The sequence below is a fragment of the Arthrobacter sp. Leaf234 genome, assembly GCF_001422665.1.
In the GTDB taxonomy this organism is placed as follows: Bacteria; Actinomycetota; Actinomycetes; order Actinomycetales; family Micrococcaceae; genus Arthrobacter_D.
In genome coordinates this window covers 25,035-42,639 of the sequence record NZ_LMLU01000005.1, presented here as the reverse complement: position 1 = coordinate 42,639, position 17,605 = coordinate 25,035, and the positions used below count along the sequence as shown (strand labels likewise).

The 17,605-nt window shown below is 70.2% G+C and carries 16 protein-coding genes; 8 read left to right on the top strand and 8 right to left on the bottom strand.

Annotated features, from left to right (window positions below; all coding sequences use genetic code 11):
* Nucleotides 1-70: 70 nt before the first annotated feature.
* From ASF21_RS08060 to ASF21_RS08050, 3 genes are read right to left on the bottom strand one after another with little or no spacing between them, the layout of a single operon-like run.
* Nucleotides 71-1,348 (bottom strand): MFS transporter, encoded by a 1,278-nt coding sequence (locus tag ASF21_RS08060; protein WP_055769521.1) that lies wholly within the window; start codon nucleotides 1,346-1,348, stop codon nucleotides 71-73.
* Between the two features lie 34 nt (nucleotides 1,349-1,382).
* On the bottom strand, nucleotides 1,383-2,075 hold the full coding sequence (locus ASF21_RS08055; protein ID WP_055769519.1) for a DUF3027 domain-containing protein: 693 nt from the start codon (nucleotides 2,073-2,075) through the stop codon (nucleotides 1,383-1,385).
* Nucleotides 2,076-2,084: 9 nt separating this feature from the next.
* The gene (locus ASF21_RS08050) at nucleotides 2,085-2,468 is read right to left on the bottom strand and encodes a cold-shock protein (RefSeq protein WP_055769517.1); all 384 of its coding nucleotides are present in this window, start codon (nucleotides 2,466-2,468) and stop codon (nucleotides 2,085-2,087) included.
* A gap of 172 nt (nucleotides 2,469-2,640) precedes the next feature.
* Between ASF21_RS08050 and ASF21_RS08045 the strand changes: the two genes are divergently transcribed.
* The 6 genes from ASF21_RS08045 to ASF21_RS08020 all read left to right on the top strand — a co-directional run bounded on the left by ASF21_RS08045 (nucleotide 2,641) and on the right by ASF21_RS08020 (nucleotide 9,830).
* Nucleotides 2,641-2,940, top strand: a complete 300-nt coding sequence (locus ASF21_RS08045) for a hypothetical protein (protein WP_055769515.1) — start codon at nucleotides 2,641-2,643, stop codon at nucleotides 2,938-2,940.
* Between the two features lie 110 nt (nucleotides 2,941-3,050).
* Nucleotides 3,051-5,465: a helicase-associated domain-containing protein gene (locus ASF21_RS08040; protein WP_055769513.1), complete on the top strand. Its 2,415-nt coding sequence runs from the start codon at nucleotides 3,051-3,053 to the stop codon at nucleotides 5,463-5,465.
* Nucleotides 5,458-7,113, top strand: coding sequence for a DNA repair helicase XPB (locus ASF21_RS08035; RefSeq protein ID WP_055769511.1), 1,656 nt, complete (start codon nucleotides 5,458-5,460; stop codon nucleotides 7,111-7,113). The genes ASF21_RS08040 and ASF21_RS08035 overlap by 8 nt, the downstream gene beginning before the upstream one ends.
* 59 nt (nucleotides 7,114-7,172) lie before the next feature.
* Nucleotides 7,173-7,883, top strand: coding sequence for a response regulator transcription factor (locus ASF21_RS08030; protein ID WP_055769509.1), 711 nt, complete (start codon nucleotides 7,173-7,175; stop codon nucleotides 7,881-7,883).
* A gap of 51 nt (nucleotides 7,884-7,934) precedes the next feature.
* Nucleotides 7,935-9,476: a sensor histidine kinase gene (locus ASF21_RS08025; protein WP_235498722.1), complete on the top strand. Its 1,542-nt coding sequence runs from the start codon at nucleotides 7,935-7,937 to the stop codon at nucleotides 9,474-9,476.
* A gap of 63 nt (nucleotides 9,477-9,539) precedes the next feature.
* Nucleotides 9,540-9,830 carry a WXG100 family type VII secretion target gene (locus ASF21_RS08020; protein ID WP_055769507.1) on the top strand — a complete coding sequence of 97 codons (291 nt, stop codon included), beginning with the start codon at nucleotides 9,540-9,542 and terminating at the stop codon, nucleotides 9,828-9,830.
* A 119-nt stretch (nucleotides 9,831-9,949) separates the two neighbouring features.
* Here ASF21_RS08020 and groL read toward each other — a convergent pair whose 3' ends face one another.
* A complete protein-coding gene (groL, locus tag ASF21_RS08015; protein ID WP_055769505.1) occupies nucleotides 9,950-11,584 on the bottom strand; it encodes a chaperonin GroEL in 1,635 nt (544 codons plus the stop codon).
* 352 nt (nucleotides 11,585-11,936) lie between these two features.
* Between groL and ASF21_RS17300 the strand changes: the two genes are divergently transcribed.
* Complete coding sequence (locus ASF21_RS17300; protein WP_235498721.1) at nucleotides 11,937-12,566, top strand: TM2 domain-containing protein; 630 nt, start codon at nucleotides 11,937-11,939, stop codon at nucleotides 12,564-12,566.
* 123 nt (nucleotides 12,567-12,689) lie between these two features.
* Here ASF21_RS17300 and ASF21_RS08005 read toward each other — a convergent pair whose 3' ends face one another.
* Nucleotides 12,690-13,313 (bottom strand): LytR C-terminal domain-containing protein, encoded by a 624-nt coding sequence (locus ASF21_RS08005; protein WP_055769500.1) that lies wholly within the window; start codon nucleotides 13,311-13,313, stop codon nucleotides 12,690-12,692.
* Between the two features lie 38 nt (nucleotides 13,314-13,351).
* Nucleotides 13,352-13,654, bottom strand: coding sequence for a DUF3263 domain-containing protein (locus ASF21_RS08000; protein WP_055769498.1), 303 nt, complete (start codon nucleotides 13,652-13,654; stop codon nucleotides 13,352-13,354).
* A 110-nt stretch (nucleotides 13,655-13,764) separates the two neighbouring features.
* On the opposite strand from ASF21_RS08000, the gene ASF21_RS07995 reads away from it, so the two are divergent.
* A complete protein-coding gene (locus tag ASF21_RS07995) occupies nucleotides 13,765-14,595 on the top strand; it encodes a uracil-DNA glycosylase (RefSeq protein WP_082471371.1) in 831 nt (276 codons plus the stop codon).
* Nucleotides 14,596-14,613: 18 nt separating this feature from the next.
* On the opposite strand, the gene ASF21_RS07990 is transcribed toward ASF21_RS07995, so the two are convergent.
* Both ASF21_RS07990 and ASF21_RS07985 read right to left on the bottom strand, forming a co-directional pair.
* Complete coding sequence (locus tag ASF21_RS07990) at nucleotides 14,614-16,341, bottom strand: threonine/serine ThrE exporter family protein (RefSeq protein ID WP_055769496.1); 1,728 nt, start codon at nucleotides 16,339-16,341, stop codon at nucleotides 14,614-14,616.
* A gap of 45 nt (nucleotides 16,342-16,386) precedes the next feature.
* A complete protein-coding gene (locus ASF21_RS07985) occupies nucleotides 16,387-17,460 on the bottom strand; it encodes a lipid II:glycine glycyltransferase FemX (protein ID WP_055769494.1) in 1,074 nt (357 codons plus the stop codon).
* Between the last annotated feature and the right edge of the window lie 145 nt (nucleotides 17,461-17,605).

The following is a 17,605-nucleotide window of genomic DNA, read 5'->3' as shown; positions in this document are numbered from 1 at the left end:
CGGACCGCCGGTGCCGCGCCTCCGGCAGCTGCCGGGCGAAGCATGCAGGACACCGGCGGGAACTCTCCGCCTACGCGCCGGAGTCCGCAGCGCCCGCCTCGTGGTCGAGACGCAGGCGCCGGGGTGCCGAGCGGTCGTACCGCAACCGCACCTCGTGGTAGCGCCAGGCCCAGAAGATGCCCACCCCGGCGGCCAACAGGCCGGATGCAGCGGCCACGCCGAGGCTCCAGCGGGGCCCGAACATGTCGGACACCCAGCCGACCACGGGCGCGCCGAGCGGCGTGCCACCGAGGAAGATCGCGAAGTACAGGGCCATGACGCGCCCCCGCATGCCGGGGTCCGTGGTCGTCTGGACATAGGCGTTGGCACTGGTCATCAGGGTCAGCGCGAACAGTCCCACCGGCACCAGTGCCAGCCCGAAGAGCCAGAGGTTCGGGGCCAGGGCCGCCAGCACGCAGGCCAGGCCGAAGGCCCCAGAGGCCCCGAAGACGAACCTGAGCCGCGGCCGTTCCCGCCGGGCGGAGAGCAGGGCGCCGGCCACCGAACCGACGGCCATCACCGACGAGAGGACCCCGAACACACCGGCGTCCTGCCCGAATTCGGTCCTCGCCATCGCCGCGATGAACACGGCGAAATTGAGCCCGAAGGTGCCGACGATGAAGATCGCCAGCATCACGATCATCAGGTCCGGGCGGCGCCGCACATAACGGAAGCCCTCGCGGATCCGGCCCTTGCCGGGCGCCTGCCGCGGCTGGCTGTTGAGCTCGGAGGCGCGCATCACCAGGAGGACGTAGACCATCGCTCCGAACGTCAGGGCGTTGATCATGAAGACCCAGCCCGGTCCGACCCCCGCCGTGAGCAGCCCGGCGACGGCGGGGCCGATGAGGCGGGCGCCGTTGAAGGATGCGCTGTTGAGGGCGACGGCGTTCGGGAGGTAGTCGTCACGCACCAGGTCCGAGACGAACGCCTGCCGTGCCGGGGCGTCGAAGGCGGAGACGACGCCGAGCGCCAGCGCGAACGCGTACACGTGCCAGAGGACGGCGACGTCGAGGAGGACCATGAGGCCGAGCCCGATGCCGAGTAGCGCCATGGCGATCTGCGTGGTGGCGAGGAGCTTCCTGCGGTCGACGGTATCGGCGATCAGTCCGGCCCACGGCGCGATGACGAGCTGCGGCCCCAGCTGGAGGGCCATCACGATCCCGAGCGCCGAGGCGTTCTGGGGTGTGAGGATGTCGTAGACCAGCCAGTCCTGGGCGGTCCGCTGCATCCAGGTACCGATGTTGGAGATCAGCGCGCCGATGAACCAGAGCCTGTAGTTGTGGATGCCGAGCGAGCGGAAGGTGCTCATGCTCCTTCCTCCCCGCCCCGGCGACCCACGGCGGTCACTCGTCGTCGGGCTGTCCCATGGAGGCGGCGGATCCGCCCTCCGTGGCCGAGGGTTCTCCGGCTGCGGTGTCGGTCGGTGCGGGTCCCACCCCGGAGACGACGTCGTCGTCCCCGCGCTGGGCCGACGGCGCAGGACCCGATGCACCAGGGGCCCCGCCCGCGGAATCCTCCGCTGACCCGTCCGTACCGGCCACGCCCTCCAGCGGCGCCGCGTCGGGAGCTGCTCCCTCCGGCAGGCCGGCGTCATCCGTCGCGGAATCCTCCGGACGCACGCGCTCGGACCAGGGCAGCCACTCGGGCGCCAGGAGCGACGCCGCGGACGGCAGCAGGCCCACCTCGCACACGGTGACGTCCTTGCTCCTCGCCACGCGTGCCACACTCGCGTACCACTGCCACCCGCCGTATCCCGGCATGAACGCCTCGAAGCGGTGGGTGACAAGGCGCTCGCCCTCGATCACGGCGGACACGTGCCGGCCGATCTGGGACTCCGGGGCCACCTCGAGCACAGCCGCACGGGCACGCTCGACCGCGGCCTCGAGCACGGCGTCGGACTTCGGGATGCGACGAGATGCACGCGGCTTCTTCGGCGCCTCCACGGGCACCTGGACGACGGCGTCGCCGTCGTCGGGCATCGTGGTGTCGCCGGCCGGGGCGTCGCCGCCGGCGGTGTCCGGGTTGGTCGTGGTCATGGTCGAAGCCTACGCGTCGAGGTCGTCGGCCACCGCTCGGAGAACCGCGGCCACCTTCGTCGCGTGGGCCTTCTCCGGGTAGCGCCCCTTGCGGAGTCCGTTGGACACGGCGTCGAGCAGCTTGATGAGGTCCTCGGTGATGACCGCCATGTCATCCGCGCTCTTGCGGGTCGCCTTCACGACGGACGGGGCCTGCTCCAGGATCCGAGCGGAGAGCGCCTGCAGTCCGCGGCGGCCGTCGGCGACGCCGAACTCGAGCTTGGTGCCGACCTTCACCTCGCTGACGCCGGCGGGCAGGGCCGAGGCGTGCAGGAATACTTCCTTGCCGTCATCCGTGGCCACGAAACCGAAGCCCTTGTCCACGTCGAACCACTTGACTTTGCCGATGGGCACGTCGTCTACCTCTTCTTAGCTGAACCGGGCGGCCAGCGCCTGCGGTGGTGGTCCCGGGTCCGTGCACCGCCTGGTGCCGGGGCGGGCTGCCGCCGCCGGGGAAGTCTGTGTCTCCTAGGATATAGCTTCTCCGGCAGCTCCCCGGCCGTGGTTCTTGTAGTCTTGGACGGCTATGATCCCTGATGAACCAGCCCAGGACGCCCCCGCGCGGCGGTCGGTCGGCGTCCCTGCCGAGCGCGACGGCGAGGTTCCCGGCGGACCCGCAGGTCGTGGACGACTGGTCCTCTCCGTGGCCGCCGTCGCCTGCGCCGTGATCGGCCTCATCGCGCTCGCGGCGATCCTCCTCACCGCCTTCCTCGGCGGGACGGTATGGCCCGGCTTCGTCCTGGCGTCCTACTTCTGCCTGCCCATCGCGTTCCTCCTCATGGCCACCCTCGTGGTGCTGTCCGCCCTGGCGCGGCGCCGGTCCTGACGCCGGCTCCGGCGCCGGTCCCGGCGCCGGTCCCCCTCACGGCGTCCTGCACGCAGCGGGCGTGCTGCCCGCGCCCAGCTCTGTCGGAGGCGCCGGGTAGCCTTGGAGGGATGTCCGCAATCCGAGCACTGGCCGATCAGCTGGCGCGCCGGAGCGATGACGACCTGCGCCGACTGCTCACACGCCGGCCCGACCTCATCCTTCCCGCGGTGCCCGACTTCGCCGCGCTCGCGGCACGGGCCTCCACGCGTGCCAGCCTGCAGCGTGCCCTCGACAACGTCGACCGGCCGGAGCTACAGGTCCTCGAGACCGTCACGGTCCTCAGCGAGGACGCCGGCGGAGCCGTCGACCGCGACGCCCTGGCCGCCGCGCTGCCCGGCTCCGACGGCGACGCGCTGGAGGCCATCCTGTCCGGGCTGGTGGAACGCGCCCTCCTGGCCGTGGCTCCCGAGGGCGGGCTGCTCCCGGTGGGCGCCCTGGCGGACGCCCTCGGCCCGTACCCGGCAGGGCTCGGACGCCCGTTCCGCACCCTCGCCCGTACCGTCCCCCGCTTCGGTCCGGCGCTCGTCGGCGCCGTGCCGTTGCTCGCACCCGACTCCCCGAGCGAGGACCTGACGTCGGCCGCCGCGGCACGGATCATCGACAGCATCACAGCGCAGCCCGCGGCCTGGCAGGATGTCCTCGCCGACGCACCGGAAGGAGCCTCCGCGCTGCTGGTCAGGCTTCGGGATGCGCCGGTGGGTTCGACGGCGACCGACACCACCCCGAACGGCGGGGCCACGCCGGCCGTGCGGTGGCTGCTGGATCGCTGCCTCCTCGCGCCCCTGGATGCACTGCACGTCGAACTGCCGCGCGGGGTGGGGATCGCCCTGCGAGGCCATACCGTCTTCACCACTCTCGACGTCGCACCACCCCTCGAGGTCGAGCGCACCACCCGGCCGGCGCTCCGGGACAACGCCTCCTTCGGGGCCATCGCCGAGACGCTCCGGCTCATGACCGCGCTCCTCGGCTCGGTGGCAACCACCCCCGTCACCACCCTCCGGTCCGGTGGGGTCGGCGTCCGCGAACTGCGCCGGGTGCGGGACGCCCTGCGCGCGGGCGAAGCGGACGCCGCATGGCTGCTGGAACTCGCCGCCGCCGTCGGTCTCCTGACACTGGACCCGGACGACTCGAGATGGAAGGCGTCACGGCTCGACGCCTGGGAGGCGCTCGGACGGGACGAGCAGTGGCTCCTGCTGGTCGAGGGGTGGCTCGCCGTCGACCGCGCCCCGGCCCTCGTCGGATCCCGGCTGCCGGACGGCACGGGCATCAACACGCTCGCCGCCGAGGCGTCGCGGCCCGATGCGCCGATGGTGCGCCAGCGACTGCTGTCCGCGGCCACCGAGCTGTCGGTGGCCGGCGGCGCGGAACCGTCCGCCCCCCGGCTGCCCGTGCTCACGGACCAGGCCGTCATCGCCCTCGCGACCTGGCACCAGCCCCGCCTGCAGCGCCGGTTCACCCGCCTTCTTCCCGGCATGCTCGCCGAGGCGCAGTCGCTCGGCCTCACCGGCGACGGCGCACTCACGGACGCCGGTCGGCTCGTCGCGGAGGGCCGGCTCGAGGAGGCCGCCCGGGCCGTGCGCGAGGCCCTGCCCACCCCTGTCTCCCACGTGGTCCTGCAGGCCGACCTCACCGCGGTCGCGCCCGGCTACCTGGAGCCCGAGGTCGCGCGAGGGCTCCTGCGAATGTCCACCCCGGAGGGTCAGGGGCCGGCCACCACCTACCGCTTCTCCGCCGACTCCATCCGCGGAGCACTCGACGCCGGTGAGGACGCACCCTCCATCCTCGCCTTCCTCGCCCTGCACTCGGCCACCGAGATCCCGCAGGCGCTGACCTATCTCGTCGAGGACACCGCCTCCCGGTACGGGAGCCTCCAGGTCGGGCGTGCCGGCAGCTACGTGAGGACCGAGGACGACGCCGTCGCGGCCACCGTCCTCGCCGATCCCCGCGCCGCGGTGCTGGGGATCGTACAGATCGCCCCGACCGTGCTGGTCTCGGCCGCGTCACCGCAGGAACTGGTCGCACTCCTGCGTGATCTCGGCTTCTCCCCCGCCACCGATCCCACCGGTTCCGCGCCCACCACCTCCCCGCGGACCGATACCGACCGGGAGCCCGGCCAGTTCCGTATGCCCCCGGAGCAGCTGCGTTCGCAGCTCAACCCCTGGTCGGTCGCCGAGGAGGAGATCTCCGCACAGCTGGCGACGCTCCGTTCGGCGCGGCCGGGAGCCGCGGACCACGCGGCGGCGTCGGACAGCGAGACGCTGCTCGGCCTGGAGACGCTGCGGGCCGCCATCAGGTCCCGCAGCCGTATCCGGCTCGGCACGGCGGACAGCGAGGGGAATCACGTGCGCCAGATCCTCGTTCCCCTGTCCGTCTCGGGAGGCCGCCTGCGCGTGTTCGATCCCGAGAACCAGGTGGAGAAAGTCGTATCCGTACACCGCGTCATGGACGTGGAGATCCTCGAAGGGAGCCCATCCGATGGTTGACGGCCCGCTGATCGTCCAGAGTGACAAGACCATCCTGCTCGAGGTGGACCACGAGCAGGCCACCGAGGCGCGCCATGCGATCGCCGCCTTCGCGGAACTGGAGCGCGCGCCCGAGCACGTGCACAGCTACCGCCTCACCCCGCTCGGCCTGTGGAACGCCCGGGCGGCCGGACTCGATGCCGAACGCGTGCTCGACACCCTGCTGAAGTACTCGCGCTTCCCGGTCCCCCATGCCCTCCTCATCGACATCGAGGACACGATGTCGCGCTACGGCCGCCTGCGCCTCGAGAAGGACCCCCAGCACGGGCTGGTCCTGCGCACCACGGACTACCCCGTCCTCGAGGAGGTGCTGCACGCGAAGAAGATCCAGCCGCTGCTCGGTCCGCGCATCGACGGCGAGACCGTCGTCGTGCACTCCTCCCAGCGCGGCCAGCTGAAGCAGTTGCTGCTCAAGCTGGGCTGGCCGGCCGAGGACTTCGCGGGCTACGTCGACGGCACGCCGCACCCGATCGTCCTGGCCGAGGACGGCTGGACGCTCCGCCCCTACCAGAAGCTCGCGGTCGAGAACTTCTGGTCGGGCGGGTCGGGCGTCGTCGTCCTGCCGTGCGGTGCCGGCAAGACCCTCGTCGGCGCCGCCGCGATGGCCACGAGCCAGACCACTACCCTCATCCTGGTCACCAACACCGTCTCCGCGCGGCAGTGGAAGGACGAGCTGCTCAAGCGGACGTCCCTGACGGAAGAGGAGATCGGCGAGTACTCCGGCGCCGTCAAGGAGGTCCGACCCGTCACGATCGCCACCTACCAGGTGCTCACGACGAAGCGGGGCGGGCTGTACCCGCATCTCGAGCTCCTCGACGCCAACGACTGGGGGCTGATCGTGTACGACGAGGTCCACCTCCTGCCCGCACCGATCTTCAAGATGACGGCGGATCTGCAGGCCCGCCGCCGGCTGGGCCTCACCGCCACGCTCGTGCGTGAGGACGGCCGGGAGGGAGAGGTCTTCTCACTCATCGGGCCGAAGCGCTACGACGCGCCGTGGAAGGACATCGAGGCCCAGGGCTACATCGCACCCGCCGACTGCGTGGAGGTCCGGGTGGACCTGCCGCGCGACGAGCGCGTCGCCTACGCGATGGCGGAGGACGGCGACAAGTACAGACTGTGCGCGACGTCGGACACGAAGTCCGACGTCGTGGAGCGCCTCGTCGCCGCGCACGAGGGTGAGCAGCTGCTCGTGATCGGGCAGTACATCGACCAGCTGGACGACCTCGGCGCACGCCTCGACGCGCCCGTGATCAAGGGCGAGACCACCGTCAAGGAGCGGCAGCGGTTGTTCGACGCCTTCCGGTCCGGGGAGATCCATGTGCTCGTCGTGTCCAAGGTCGCGAACTTCTCCATCGACCTCCCCGAGGCGTCGGTCGCCATCCAGGTCTCGGGGTCCTTCGGCTCCCGGCAGGAGGAGGCCCAGCGGCTCGGGCGGCTCCTGCGGCCTAAGGCGGACGGGCGCGCGGCCCGGTTCTACACCGTGGTCGCCCGCGACACCCTCGACCAGGATTTCGCCGCGAAGCGCCAGCGTTTCCTGGCGGAGCAGGGCTATGCCTATCGCATCCTCGATGCGGCGTCGATCGGTGACACCAAGCCCAGTGAGTGAGCAGGTTGCTTGCAGGATGGGTCCAGACAACTCACAGGGAACCTGCGGATACTGTGTGCGTGAAGAAAACTGGCCCCGAAGCGAAACTGCTGGTCGTCGACGACGAACCGAACATCCGCGAACTCCTCTCGACCTCCCTGCGGTTCGCGGGTTTCGAGGTCGTCGCCGCCGGTAATGGCCGCGATGCCCTCGCCGCCGCCGAACTGCACAACCCGGACCTCGCCGTCCTCGACGTCATGCTGCCCGACATGGACGGCTTCACCGTCACGCGGCGCCTGCGCGCCGCCGGCCGGCACTTCCCCGTGGTCTTCCTGACCGCGCGCGACGACACCGAGGACAAGGTCACCGGGCTGACGGTCGGCGGTGACGACTACGTGACCAAGCCCTTCAGCCTGGACGAGGTCGTCGCCCGCATCCGCGCCGTCCTGCGCCGGACGCATCCCCTCGAGGACGACGACGCCGTGATCCGCGTCGACGATCTCGAACTCGACGACGACGCGCACGAGGTCAGGCGCGGAGGCGAAGTCATCGACCTCTCCCCCACCGAGTTCAAACTGCTGCGCTATCTCATGATGAACCCGAACCGTGTCCTGTCGAAGGCGCAGATCCTCGACCACGTCTGGGAGTACGACTTCAACGGCGACGCCTCGATCGTCGAGTCCTACATCTCGTACCTGCGCCGCAAGATCGACAGGAACCCGGACGCCGTCGCCCTGATCCAGACCAAGCGCGGCGTGGGCTACCTGCTCCGCACCGCCGACAAGCGGTAGCGCTGCCCCTTGGGTAAGCGGTGGAGCGCGGCGTCGCTCAGATCCCAGCTGGTGGCGATCATCATGCTGCTCATGATCGTCACGGTGGGCATCACGGGCCTCGCCACGGTGTCCCTCCTCCGTGACGGGCTGGTGAACCGCCTCGACCAGGAACTCGGGAACAACATCCGGCTCGTCACCGCCCAGCTCTACCTGCCCGAGCAGACGTCGGACGGCGCCGTGCTGCGGTACTACGGCGCGCTGCTCGACGCGGACGGTCAGGTCATCGCGGAGAACCAGCCGGACGTCAGCGGCGACCTGCCCGATCTCACCGGCCTGACCAGGGAGCGCATCGCCGACCTCGACCAGGACGGCTTCGACGTCCCGAGCACCGAACAGGGGAGCCAGGACTGGCGCGTGCGCGTCATCCCCTTCAGCAATGCGGACAACTACGTCGCGATCGCCACGCGCCTGAACACGGTCAACGACTCCCTGCAGGAGGCCACCGAGATCATCTTCACCTCCGGCCTCGTCACGACGGCCCTCGCCTCCCTGATCGCGTTCGTCGCGGTGACCCGCCAGTTCGCCCCGTTGGCGCGCGTCGAGCGCACGGCGGCGGCCATCGCGGCCGGGGATCTCTCGCGGCGCGTCGCCGTCGAGCGGCCCGCCACGGAGATCGGCCGCCTCTCCCGTTCCCTGAACGCCATGCTCTCCCACATCGAGCGGGCCTTCGCCGCACGCACGGCGTCGGAGACGAAGATGCGGCGTTTCGTCTCCGACGCGTCCCACGAACTGCGCACGCCCCTCGTGACGATCCGCGGCTACTCGGAGCTGTACCGGCACGGCGCCCTGCAGAAGGACGAGGACATCGCCGCGGCGATGGGCCGGATCGAGAGCGAGGCCATCCGCATGGGCCAACTCGTGGAAGACCTCCTCACCCTCGCGCGGATCGACGAGCAGCGCCCCCTGGAGGTCAGGCCCGTGGATCTCAAGGTGCTCGCCCACGACGCCGCCTTCGATGCCCGTGCCACGGCCCACGACCGTTCCATCACGGTGATCGGGCTCGACGGCGGTACCCCCCGATCGGCCCCGACCGCAGGTGACGAGGCCCGCCTGCGCCAGGTGATCGCCAATCTGATGACCAACGCGCTGCGCTACACGCCGGAGGGATCACCGATCGAGATCGCCGTCGGCGTGGCGCCCGTCCTGCACGGACACAGCGACTCCGTCATCGAGGTGCGCGACCACGGTCCGGGCATCTCCGAGGATGACGCCGCGAAGGTCTTCGAACGCTTCTACCGCGCCGATTCCTCGCGGTACAGGGAGACGGGCGGGACGGGCCTCGGGCTCGCCATCGTCGCGGCCCTGGTCGCGCAGCACGACGGGACGGTGCGGTTGGAGGAGACGGCCGGCGGCGGCGCCACGCTGAGCATCCGGCTGCCCCACACACCAGCCGGTCCCACCGGGGACCACGGGCAGGAACTCCCCGGTGGTACGGCGGTCAGCGGGCCCCTGGCCGGCGCCTCGGAGGCACCCGCCGAGCGGCACGCCTTCTCTCCTCCACAGGAGCCGCCCGTCGGACCGGTTGTCCACAAGAGGCCCGAGGGCCCCTGATCCCGGAGCGTCCTGCCCTAGCGTCATGGGGGTCAAGGAAGCGCGAGCACACGGGAGCACAGCATGGCATTCTTCAACGTAGACACCGACAGCCTGGCCGCGAAGAGCAGCCAGGTCCAGGGCACCATCTCCAGGCTTCAGGCAGAGGTCAACTCCATGCAGGCGGGCCTGCGGGAACTCGAGGGCCTCTGGACGGGCCAGGCCGCCACCAACTTCCAGCACCTGATCGTGCAGTGGCGGGCCACGCAGCAGCAGGTCGAGGAATCCCTCACCGGGATCAACGAGGCGCTGAACGTTGCGACGCAGCAGTACGTGGAGGCGGAACTGAGCAATGCCCGGATGTTCATGAGCTGACGCCCTCCCTTCCACGCGGGAGCACGACGCCGCGGCACCGGCAACGAGAAAGGGCGGCACCCCCTTCCGGGAGCGCCGCCCTCTCGTGCTGCGCAGGTGCGATCAGCGGTGGGTGGGGGCTAGAAGCCGCCCATCCCGCCCATGCCGCCCATGTCGTCGCCGCCGCCGGCAGGAGCTGCCTTCTCCGGCTTGTCGGCCACGACGGCCTCGGTCGTGAGGAACAGGCCTGCGATCGACGCTGCATTCTGCAGGGCCGAGCGGGTGACCTTCACAGGGTCGTTCACCCCGGCGGCCAGCAGGTCCTCGTACTCGCCGGTCGCGGCGTTGAGACCGTGACCTGCGGGCAGTCCGCGGACCTTGTCGACCACGACGCCGGGCTCGAGGCCGGCATTGAAGGCGATCTGCTTGAGCGGGGCGTCGATGGCCACGCGGACGATGTTCGCACCGGTCGCCTCGTCGCCCGTGAGCTCGAGGGTGGCGAACGCCTTGGCGCCGGCCTGGATGAGGGCCACGCCGCCACCGGCGACGATGCCTTCCTCGACGGCTGCCTTCGCGTTGCGGACAGCGTCCTCGATGCGGTGCTTGCGCTCCTTGAGCTCGACCTCCGTTGCGGCTCCGGCCTTGATGACGGCAACGCCGCCGGCCAGCTTGGCCAGGCGCTCCTGCAGCTTCTCGCGGTCGTAGTCGGAGTCGGAGTTCTCGATCTCGGCGCGGATCTGGGCCACGCGGCCGGCGATGGCGTCGGCGTCGCCGGCACCCTCGACGATGGTGGTCTCGTCCTTGGTCACGACGACCTTGCGCGCGGTACCGAGCAGATCGAGCGTGGCGGTCTCGAGCTTGAGGCCGACCTCCTCGGCGATGACCTGGCCACCGGTGAGGATGGCGATGTCTGCCAGCTGGGCCTTGCGGCGGTCACCGAAGCCCGGGGCCTTGACGGCGACGGACTTGAAGGTGCCGCGGATCTTGTTGACCACGAGGGTCGCGAGGGCTTCGCCTTCGATGTCCTCGGCGATGATCAGCAGCGGCTTGCCGGACTGCATGACCTTCTCGAGGACCGCGACGAGGTCCTTCACGTTGCTGATCTTCGAGTTGACGATCAGGATGTAGGGGTCTTCGAGGACCGTCTCCTGGCGCTCTGCGTCGGTGACGAAGTAGCCCGAGATGTAGCCCTTGTCGAAGCGCATGCCCTCGGTGAGCTCGAGCTCGAGGCCGAAGGTGTTCGACTCCTCGACGGTGATGACGCCTTCCTTGCCCACCTTGTCGAGCGCCTCGGCGATCAGGTCACCGATCTGCTTGTCACCGGCCGAGATGGAGGCGGTGGCGGCGATCTGCTCCTTGGTCTCGATCTCCTTGGCGGAGGCGAGGAGCTCATCGGTGACGGCCTTGACAGCCTTCTCGATGCCGCGCTTGAGGCTCAGCGGGTCCGCTCCGGCTGCGACGTTGCGCAGGCCTTCCTTGACGAGTGCCTGGGCGAGCACCGTGGCGGTGGTGGTTCCGTCGCCGGCGACGTCGTCCGTCTTCTTGGCAACTTCCTTGACGAGCTCTGCGCCGATCTTCTCGAACGGATCGTCGAGTTCGATCTCCTTGGCGATGGAGACGCCGTCGTTCGTGATGGTGGGGGCGCCCCACTTCTTCTCGAGGACGACGTTGCGGCCACGGGGGCCGAGCGTTACCTTGACGGCATCAGCGAGGATGTTGAGGCCTCGCTCGAGGCCGCGGCGGGCCTCTTCATCAAAAGAAATGATCTTGGCCATAATGGCGTAGGTCCTTTCGGGGACGGTTGCATTTCAGCACATGAATGCTTGCCTGCGTGTGGTGCCCGCGACGGCCGGGCAGTACTCGGACGATCTCTTTCACGCCCGGGGCACCACCCCCACCACAGAGGTTTGCCTGCTTCACCCACCACGCGCATCCTTAGCAGTCTGCGCGCGCGAGTGCTAACTCAATAATTAGCACTCCCACCCCCCGAGTGCAACCTGTCGGGACGCCCGCACAGGGCCTCCCGGACGCCTCCGCGCCGCCCGGTCGAGCCGGTGGCAGCGCCTGCCGTAGCGCGGATTCCCCTCAGGGCATAGGTTGGGCGGACAACAAGCCATGGGAGGCATCGTGTCGACGTCAGCAACCGGCCCGGACAACGGGGAGCACAACGAGCAGGGCGCAGGAAGCACGGGTCGCGAGCCTGCAGGCGTGCCGGCCCCGGCAGATCCGTATACGCCGCCCTACCCCGGCTACGGCCAGAGCGATGATGTCCGGCCGGCCTACGACGGCGGCGCCACCTCGCCCGGCTATGGCCAGTCCGGTGACGCGCGGCCAACATACGACGGCGGCACCACCTCGCCCGGCTACGGCCAGGCCCCGTCACCGTACCCGCCCGCGCAGCAGCAGCAGGGACCCTATCCCCAGGGCCAGTACCAGCAGGCGCCCTACGCGCAGGCACCCTACGGCCAGGGCGGCTACAACCAGGGGCCGTTCGGCCAGCCCTACGCACCGCAGAAGTCCCGCGTGGTGGCAGGCGTGCTCGGCATCCTCCTCGGGTCGCTCGGGATCCACCGCTTCTATCTCGGCTTCACGACGATCGGCGTCATCCAGATCCTGATGTCCACCGTCGGGGCCCTGTTCACCTTCGGGCTCAGTGCCATCGCCGCGGGGATCTGGGGACTCATCGAAGGCATCATGATCCTGGTCGGCTCCGAGCAGTTCCGCCGGGACGCGCAGGGCATCCCGCTGAAGGACTGACCCTCACGGCTCCGGGCGGCGCAGCCGCTCGGAGCAGGTGGTCCCGACGACGAACCCGTCGTCCACGGCACCCCGGACCACGCGAGCGTGCCTGGAGCGGACCCTCGAGGTTCCCCGGTGGATCTACCGGAACTCGGGGCCGAGCACCACGGAGACGTCCGGCGAGACGTCGGCGCTGTCGACGAGATCCGTGATCCCCAGGTCCTCCGCCACGGCTTCGGCGGCGATCCGCTGCTCTTCGCCGTTGTAGAAGACGACGGACGAGTCCACGGGGGCTCCCGCCCAGTTCCCGGGGAGGACCGAGCCCCACCCCTCCTCGGCCAGGCGTCCGGCGGCGACCGAGGCGAGTCCCGGTGAGCCGGTGCCATTGAGGACGTTGACGGTCCGGGTCCGGTCGACGCCGTCTTCGTCGTCGTCCGACGGGGAGGTCGATGCGCCGTCGGCCTCCGTCGGTGGGTTGCCGTCCGCGGCACCGTCGGCGGGCGTTGTGGAACCCGACGGGGCGACTGCCGGCTCCTGTGAGGGGCTCGTGGCGGCTGCCGGAGTTCCCGCAGCATCGCCACCGACGAGCCCGAGTCTCGGCAGGATAAGATAGGCGCCGAGGCCGATCAGCAGGGCCAGGATCCCGACGGTGATCTTCAGGGCGAGACCGCCCGACCCGGCGGGGATGAGCCGTTCACGATGAACACCCTGGCGCTCCGAGGTCTCCGGGACCCTGTCGAACTCGTCGCGCGGGTGCTCTGTCATGGGCGGGAGGGTCCTTCGCTCGTGGAGACCGGTGTGGTCTAGATGTCCGCGCCCAGGCGGCGTGCCGACCGGGTCTTCTGGCGGGTCGACCGCAGGCGGCGGAGCCGCTTCACGAGCATCGGATCGTGGGCCAACGCGGCCTCGGTGTCGATGAGCGCATTGAGCAACTGGTAGTAGTGCGTGGCGGACATGGTGAAGAGGTCGCGGATGGCCTGCTCCTTGGCTCCGGCGTACTTCCACCATTCGCGCTCGAGGGCGAGCATGCGCTGCTCGCGGTCCCCCAGTTCGAGTGTGCGGCCCTCGGTAGGCCCGTCATCGACGTGCCGCTGCGGCTCGGCCATGTCTGCTACCGCCTTCCGTCACAGTGCACATGCATCACCCCATGGTAGTGGGGAATTACACCGGTGTCATTCGAGCGGGAGGCACCGGTCGGGCGGGCCAGAATGGATCCATGACCCACGACGACGGCACCTTGTTCGACCTCCCTCCCGTGGATCCGGCCCCCCGCCGCGACCGTCGGACGGGGCCGGCCGCGCCCGCGCACTCCCCCGCCCCCTCCCCCCACGAGGCCGCCTTCCCCTTCGGGGCCCCCACGCCGGTCCGGGAGCTCGTGGACCCCGGGTGGGCCGCGGCGCTCGAACCCGTGGAGCCGGTACTCCACGCACTCGCGACCTCCCTCGCCGCCGATCTCGACGCGGGGCAGCGCGTCCTGCCGGAACCAGGGGACATCCTCCGGGCCTTCAGCACCCCACTCGACGCCGTCCGTGTGGTCATCGTGGGCCAGGACCCCTACCCGACGGCAGGGCACGCCGTCGGCCTGAGCTTCGCCGTCGATCCTGCGACGCGGCCGATCCCGCGCAGTCTCGTCAACATCTACCGCGAGCTCTCCGCCGATACCGGAGCCCGCGTGCCGGCGTCCGGGGACCTCTCGGGGTGGGCCGAGCAGGGAGTGCTCCTGCTGAACCGCGTCCTGACCGTCCGCGCGGGTGAACCGGCCTCCCACCGGGGGCTCGGCTGGGAACAGGTGACGGACGCCGCCGTCCGTGCCCTCGCCGCGCGGGGCGGTCCACTGGTGGCGATCCTGTGGGGTAAGGACGCGCTCCGGCTGAAGCCCCTGCTGGGCGCGACGCCGACGGTCGAGTCCGCGCACCCGAGCCCGCTCTCGGCGTCGCGCGGCTTCTTCGGCTCCCGGCCCTTCACCCGCGCCAACGAGCTCCTGACGCAGCAGGGCGCCGGTCCCGTCGACTGGTCCCGCACCACGGGGACCCGCAGCGGGATCTGAAGGGCGAGGGAGAACCGCTCAGCGCCGCCGGTTCCGCTGCCGTTCGGTGGACCCGAGCTTGCGCGTGAAGGGACGCGCCAGGTTGTCGCCGAGGACCACGCCGGCCGCGATCGCGAGCACCACGGTGAGGGCGTTGAAGAGTCCGAGGGCGCCGTCGTTGACCACGTCGGCGTCCAGCGTGAGCATGTACATGGACCGGAAGATGGTCAGCCCGGGATACAGGAACAGGACGGCAGGGACGGCCACCACCAGCTGCGGCGCCCCGAGCCGGAGCGCGACGACGCGCGAGAGCGCCCCGATGACCACGGCGGCGAGTGCGGGGGCGAGCCGGTACCCGACACCTGCGGACGTCGCCCCGATGAGCAGGAGGTAACCGGCGACCGCCACGAGCGAGGTCGGGATCACGAGCTTGACGTCCGTCTGCTCGGCGATGCAGATCATCGCCACCGCCACGAAGATCAGGACCGCCACCACGGGCCAGGGGTATTGCGAGCCGGAGGATTCGAGGACTTCGAGCGGGGGGATCCCCAGGGCGCTCCCGGCGACGAGCGCGACGGCGATCCCGGCGACGAGGGCCGCGAACACGAGGACGGCCGAGAGGAACCGGCCGGCAGCCGTGACGGGGAACCCGTTGATGGCGTCCTGGGTGGCGGAGACGAGCCGGCCCGTCGGCAGGAGCAGCAGAATGCCTCCCACCACCACGAACGCCGGGGCGATGGGAACCTGCAGCCACCAGAACAGCATGGCGATGAGCGTCACGAGCGCCGAGGACGTGGCGACCGAGAAGAACTCGGGCACACGCCACTCGCCGAGTCTGCGACTGACGAGATCGACCAGGATGCAGCTGACGAAGCCGACGAGGGAGCCCAGGAGCGTACCGCCCACGAACGCGACGATGGCTGCGGAGAAGATGCCGAAGGCGGCCGTCACCATCCAGCGGGGGAACGGCTTGGGCCGGTGCGTGATCTCGTCGAGGCGCTGGGCGGCCTCGGTGCGGGAGACACCGCCGTCCGCGATGTCGGACACGAGCCGGTGGATGGCTGTCAGCCCCGCGTAGTTGTTGGTCCAGGACCTGACCACGCGCAGCACGGTGGTGGGCGTCTGGCCCTCGGCGGAGTAGTTGAGCACCACCGACTGGTTGGTGATGTCCACTTCGATGTTGTCCAGGCCGAAGGTGGCCGTCACCGCGATGATGCTGGTCTCGACCTCGAGCGCTCCCGCCCCGTACCGGAACATGGTCTCGGCCAGGTTGAGCGCGAAGTCCAGAGCCTTCCGCGCGCTCGCATCCGGGCCGCCGGCCTGGATCATCGGGTTCGCGTACGGACTCCCGGCCAGACGCTCGACGATGCTCATGGCCTGGGTGGGCGGGGCCTCGCCCTGCACCAGTCGGCGCAGCATGCTGCGGGCAGCGGCGTTCGACCGGCTCGACGGCGGAAGGGTCTGGGGCGTGGTGGGGAGTGCGTCCGTGGGACGGGTGGCCGGCGGACGCTGGCGCCCCTGCCGACCGGTCCTGCCGTCCGACGGTGCGCGCGTCCGTCGGACGCCCTTGGAACCGCCGCCCTGCGACGTCCCCTGCACCGACCCCGGTGAACCTGCTGCCGCAGCCTCTCCGGCCGCACGACCCAGCTTCCGCTTCTCCTCGTCCGTCGGGTCGAAGGGGCGACGGATCACGGGCAGGGCCTCCGCCACGGGCGAAGGATTGGTGGCCGGCGATCGGCCGTCCCCGGGGGTGGAACCGTCTTTCACGGCCGCCTTTCATGCATGCTGTGCCGCGGTGGTCCGCGGGACTCCTCAGTAGAAGGGTTGGTGGGTGCGGCGCCAGTGGATCTGGCGGGCCGCGCGCTCCGCGATCGTGTTCCACACACGATACTTCCAGCCGCTGACCACCAGGTCGTAGCAGCCGGCGTAGTCGGTGACCGTCTTGGTGAAGCTCGTCTTGAAGAGCCCCAGTCCGTGGTGCGGGTGGGTCGTGTCCTTGAGCCGATCGCTCGGCGGCGTGCCGCAGAAGTCGTACTCGACGATCCCGTGCTCGTCCTTGAGGTCGTTGATCGCTGTCCACTGGACGAGGTGCGAGTCACCGTACTGCGTCCGGCCGGGGCGTGATCCGCCGTCCTTATAGGTGCCCTTCGAGCCGTAGTTGATGACGAAGGCTCCCACCGAGGGTTCGCCGTCCTCGTGGACGAAGTAGAAGCGGCCCTGCCCGGCATCCACGAAGTTCTGCCAGAACCGGCTGTAGTACTCGAAGGACCGCATGCGCGCGGCCGACCTGTCCTCGACGTGCGACATGAGGGAGTACATGGCCCGGAAGGTGTCCTCCGTGGGCTCCATGCGCTGCACCTCGACGCCCTCGCGCAGGGCCCGGCGCACCGCGTTGCGCCCGCGTGAATGCAGGTTCCTGAGCAGCTGGTTGGGCTCCGGTGTTGTGTCGAGGACGGCGGTGCTGTCATTGGGCTGCAGGTTGAAGGTCTTCACGAGCCCGGCGGACCGGAAGGTCTCCCGCAGCTCAGGGCCGTCGACGAGGTCCGGCTCCACCTTGATCGCGAAGACGGGGTGCTTCTCGCGGCGCGCCAGATCGGCGACAGCCCGTGCCGCCGCCGGGACGTGCTCCGGCTGCGTCACCGCGGGTCCCTTGATGAGGTACCAGAGCGCCCCGACGATCGGCACCCTCTTCTCCAGGACGAGGACGTGGCTCGTGGAGCCGGCCCCGTCGATGACCACGAAGCGAGGCCGCCACCCGTGGTGCGATTTCACCTCCGCGAACGCCATGGACTGCAGCATGTTGCCCCCGCCCGGGTTCGCCGTGACGAGGGAATCCCAGTCCTGCTGCTCTGCTCCGGTGGCGAAGCGGGCGCTGAAGTCTGCCAAGATTCCTCATTCACGGTGGGCGGCTAGCAAAGGACGGCCCCAAGTCTACCGGCTGGGATCCTTGCGTCCCCGTCACGTGACGAGAAGTTGCCTCGGTAAACGGTCAAGCCTGTACGGCGGGTGATCAGGGTAGTTAGCATCAGGA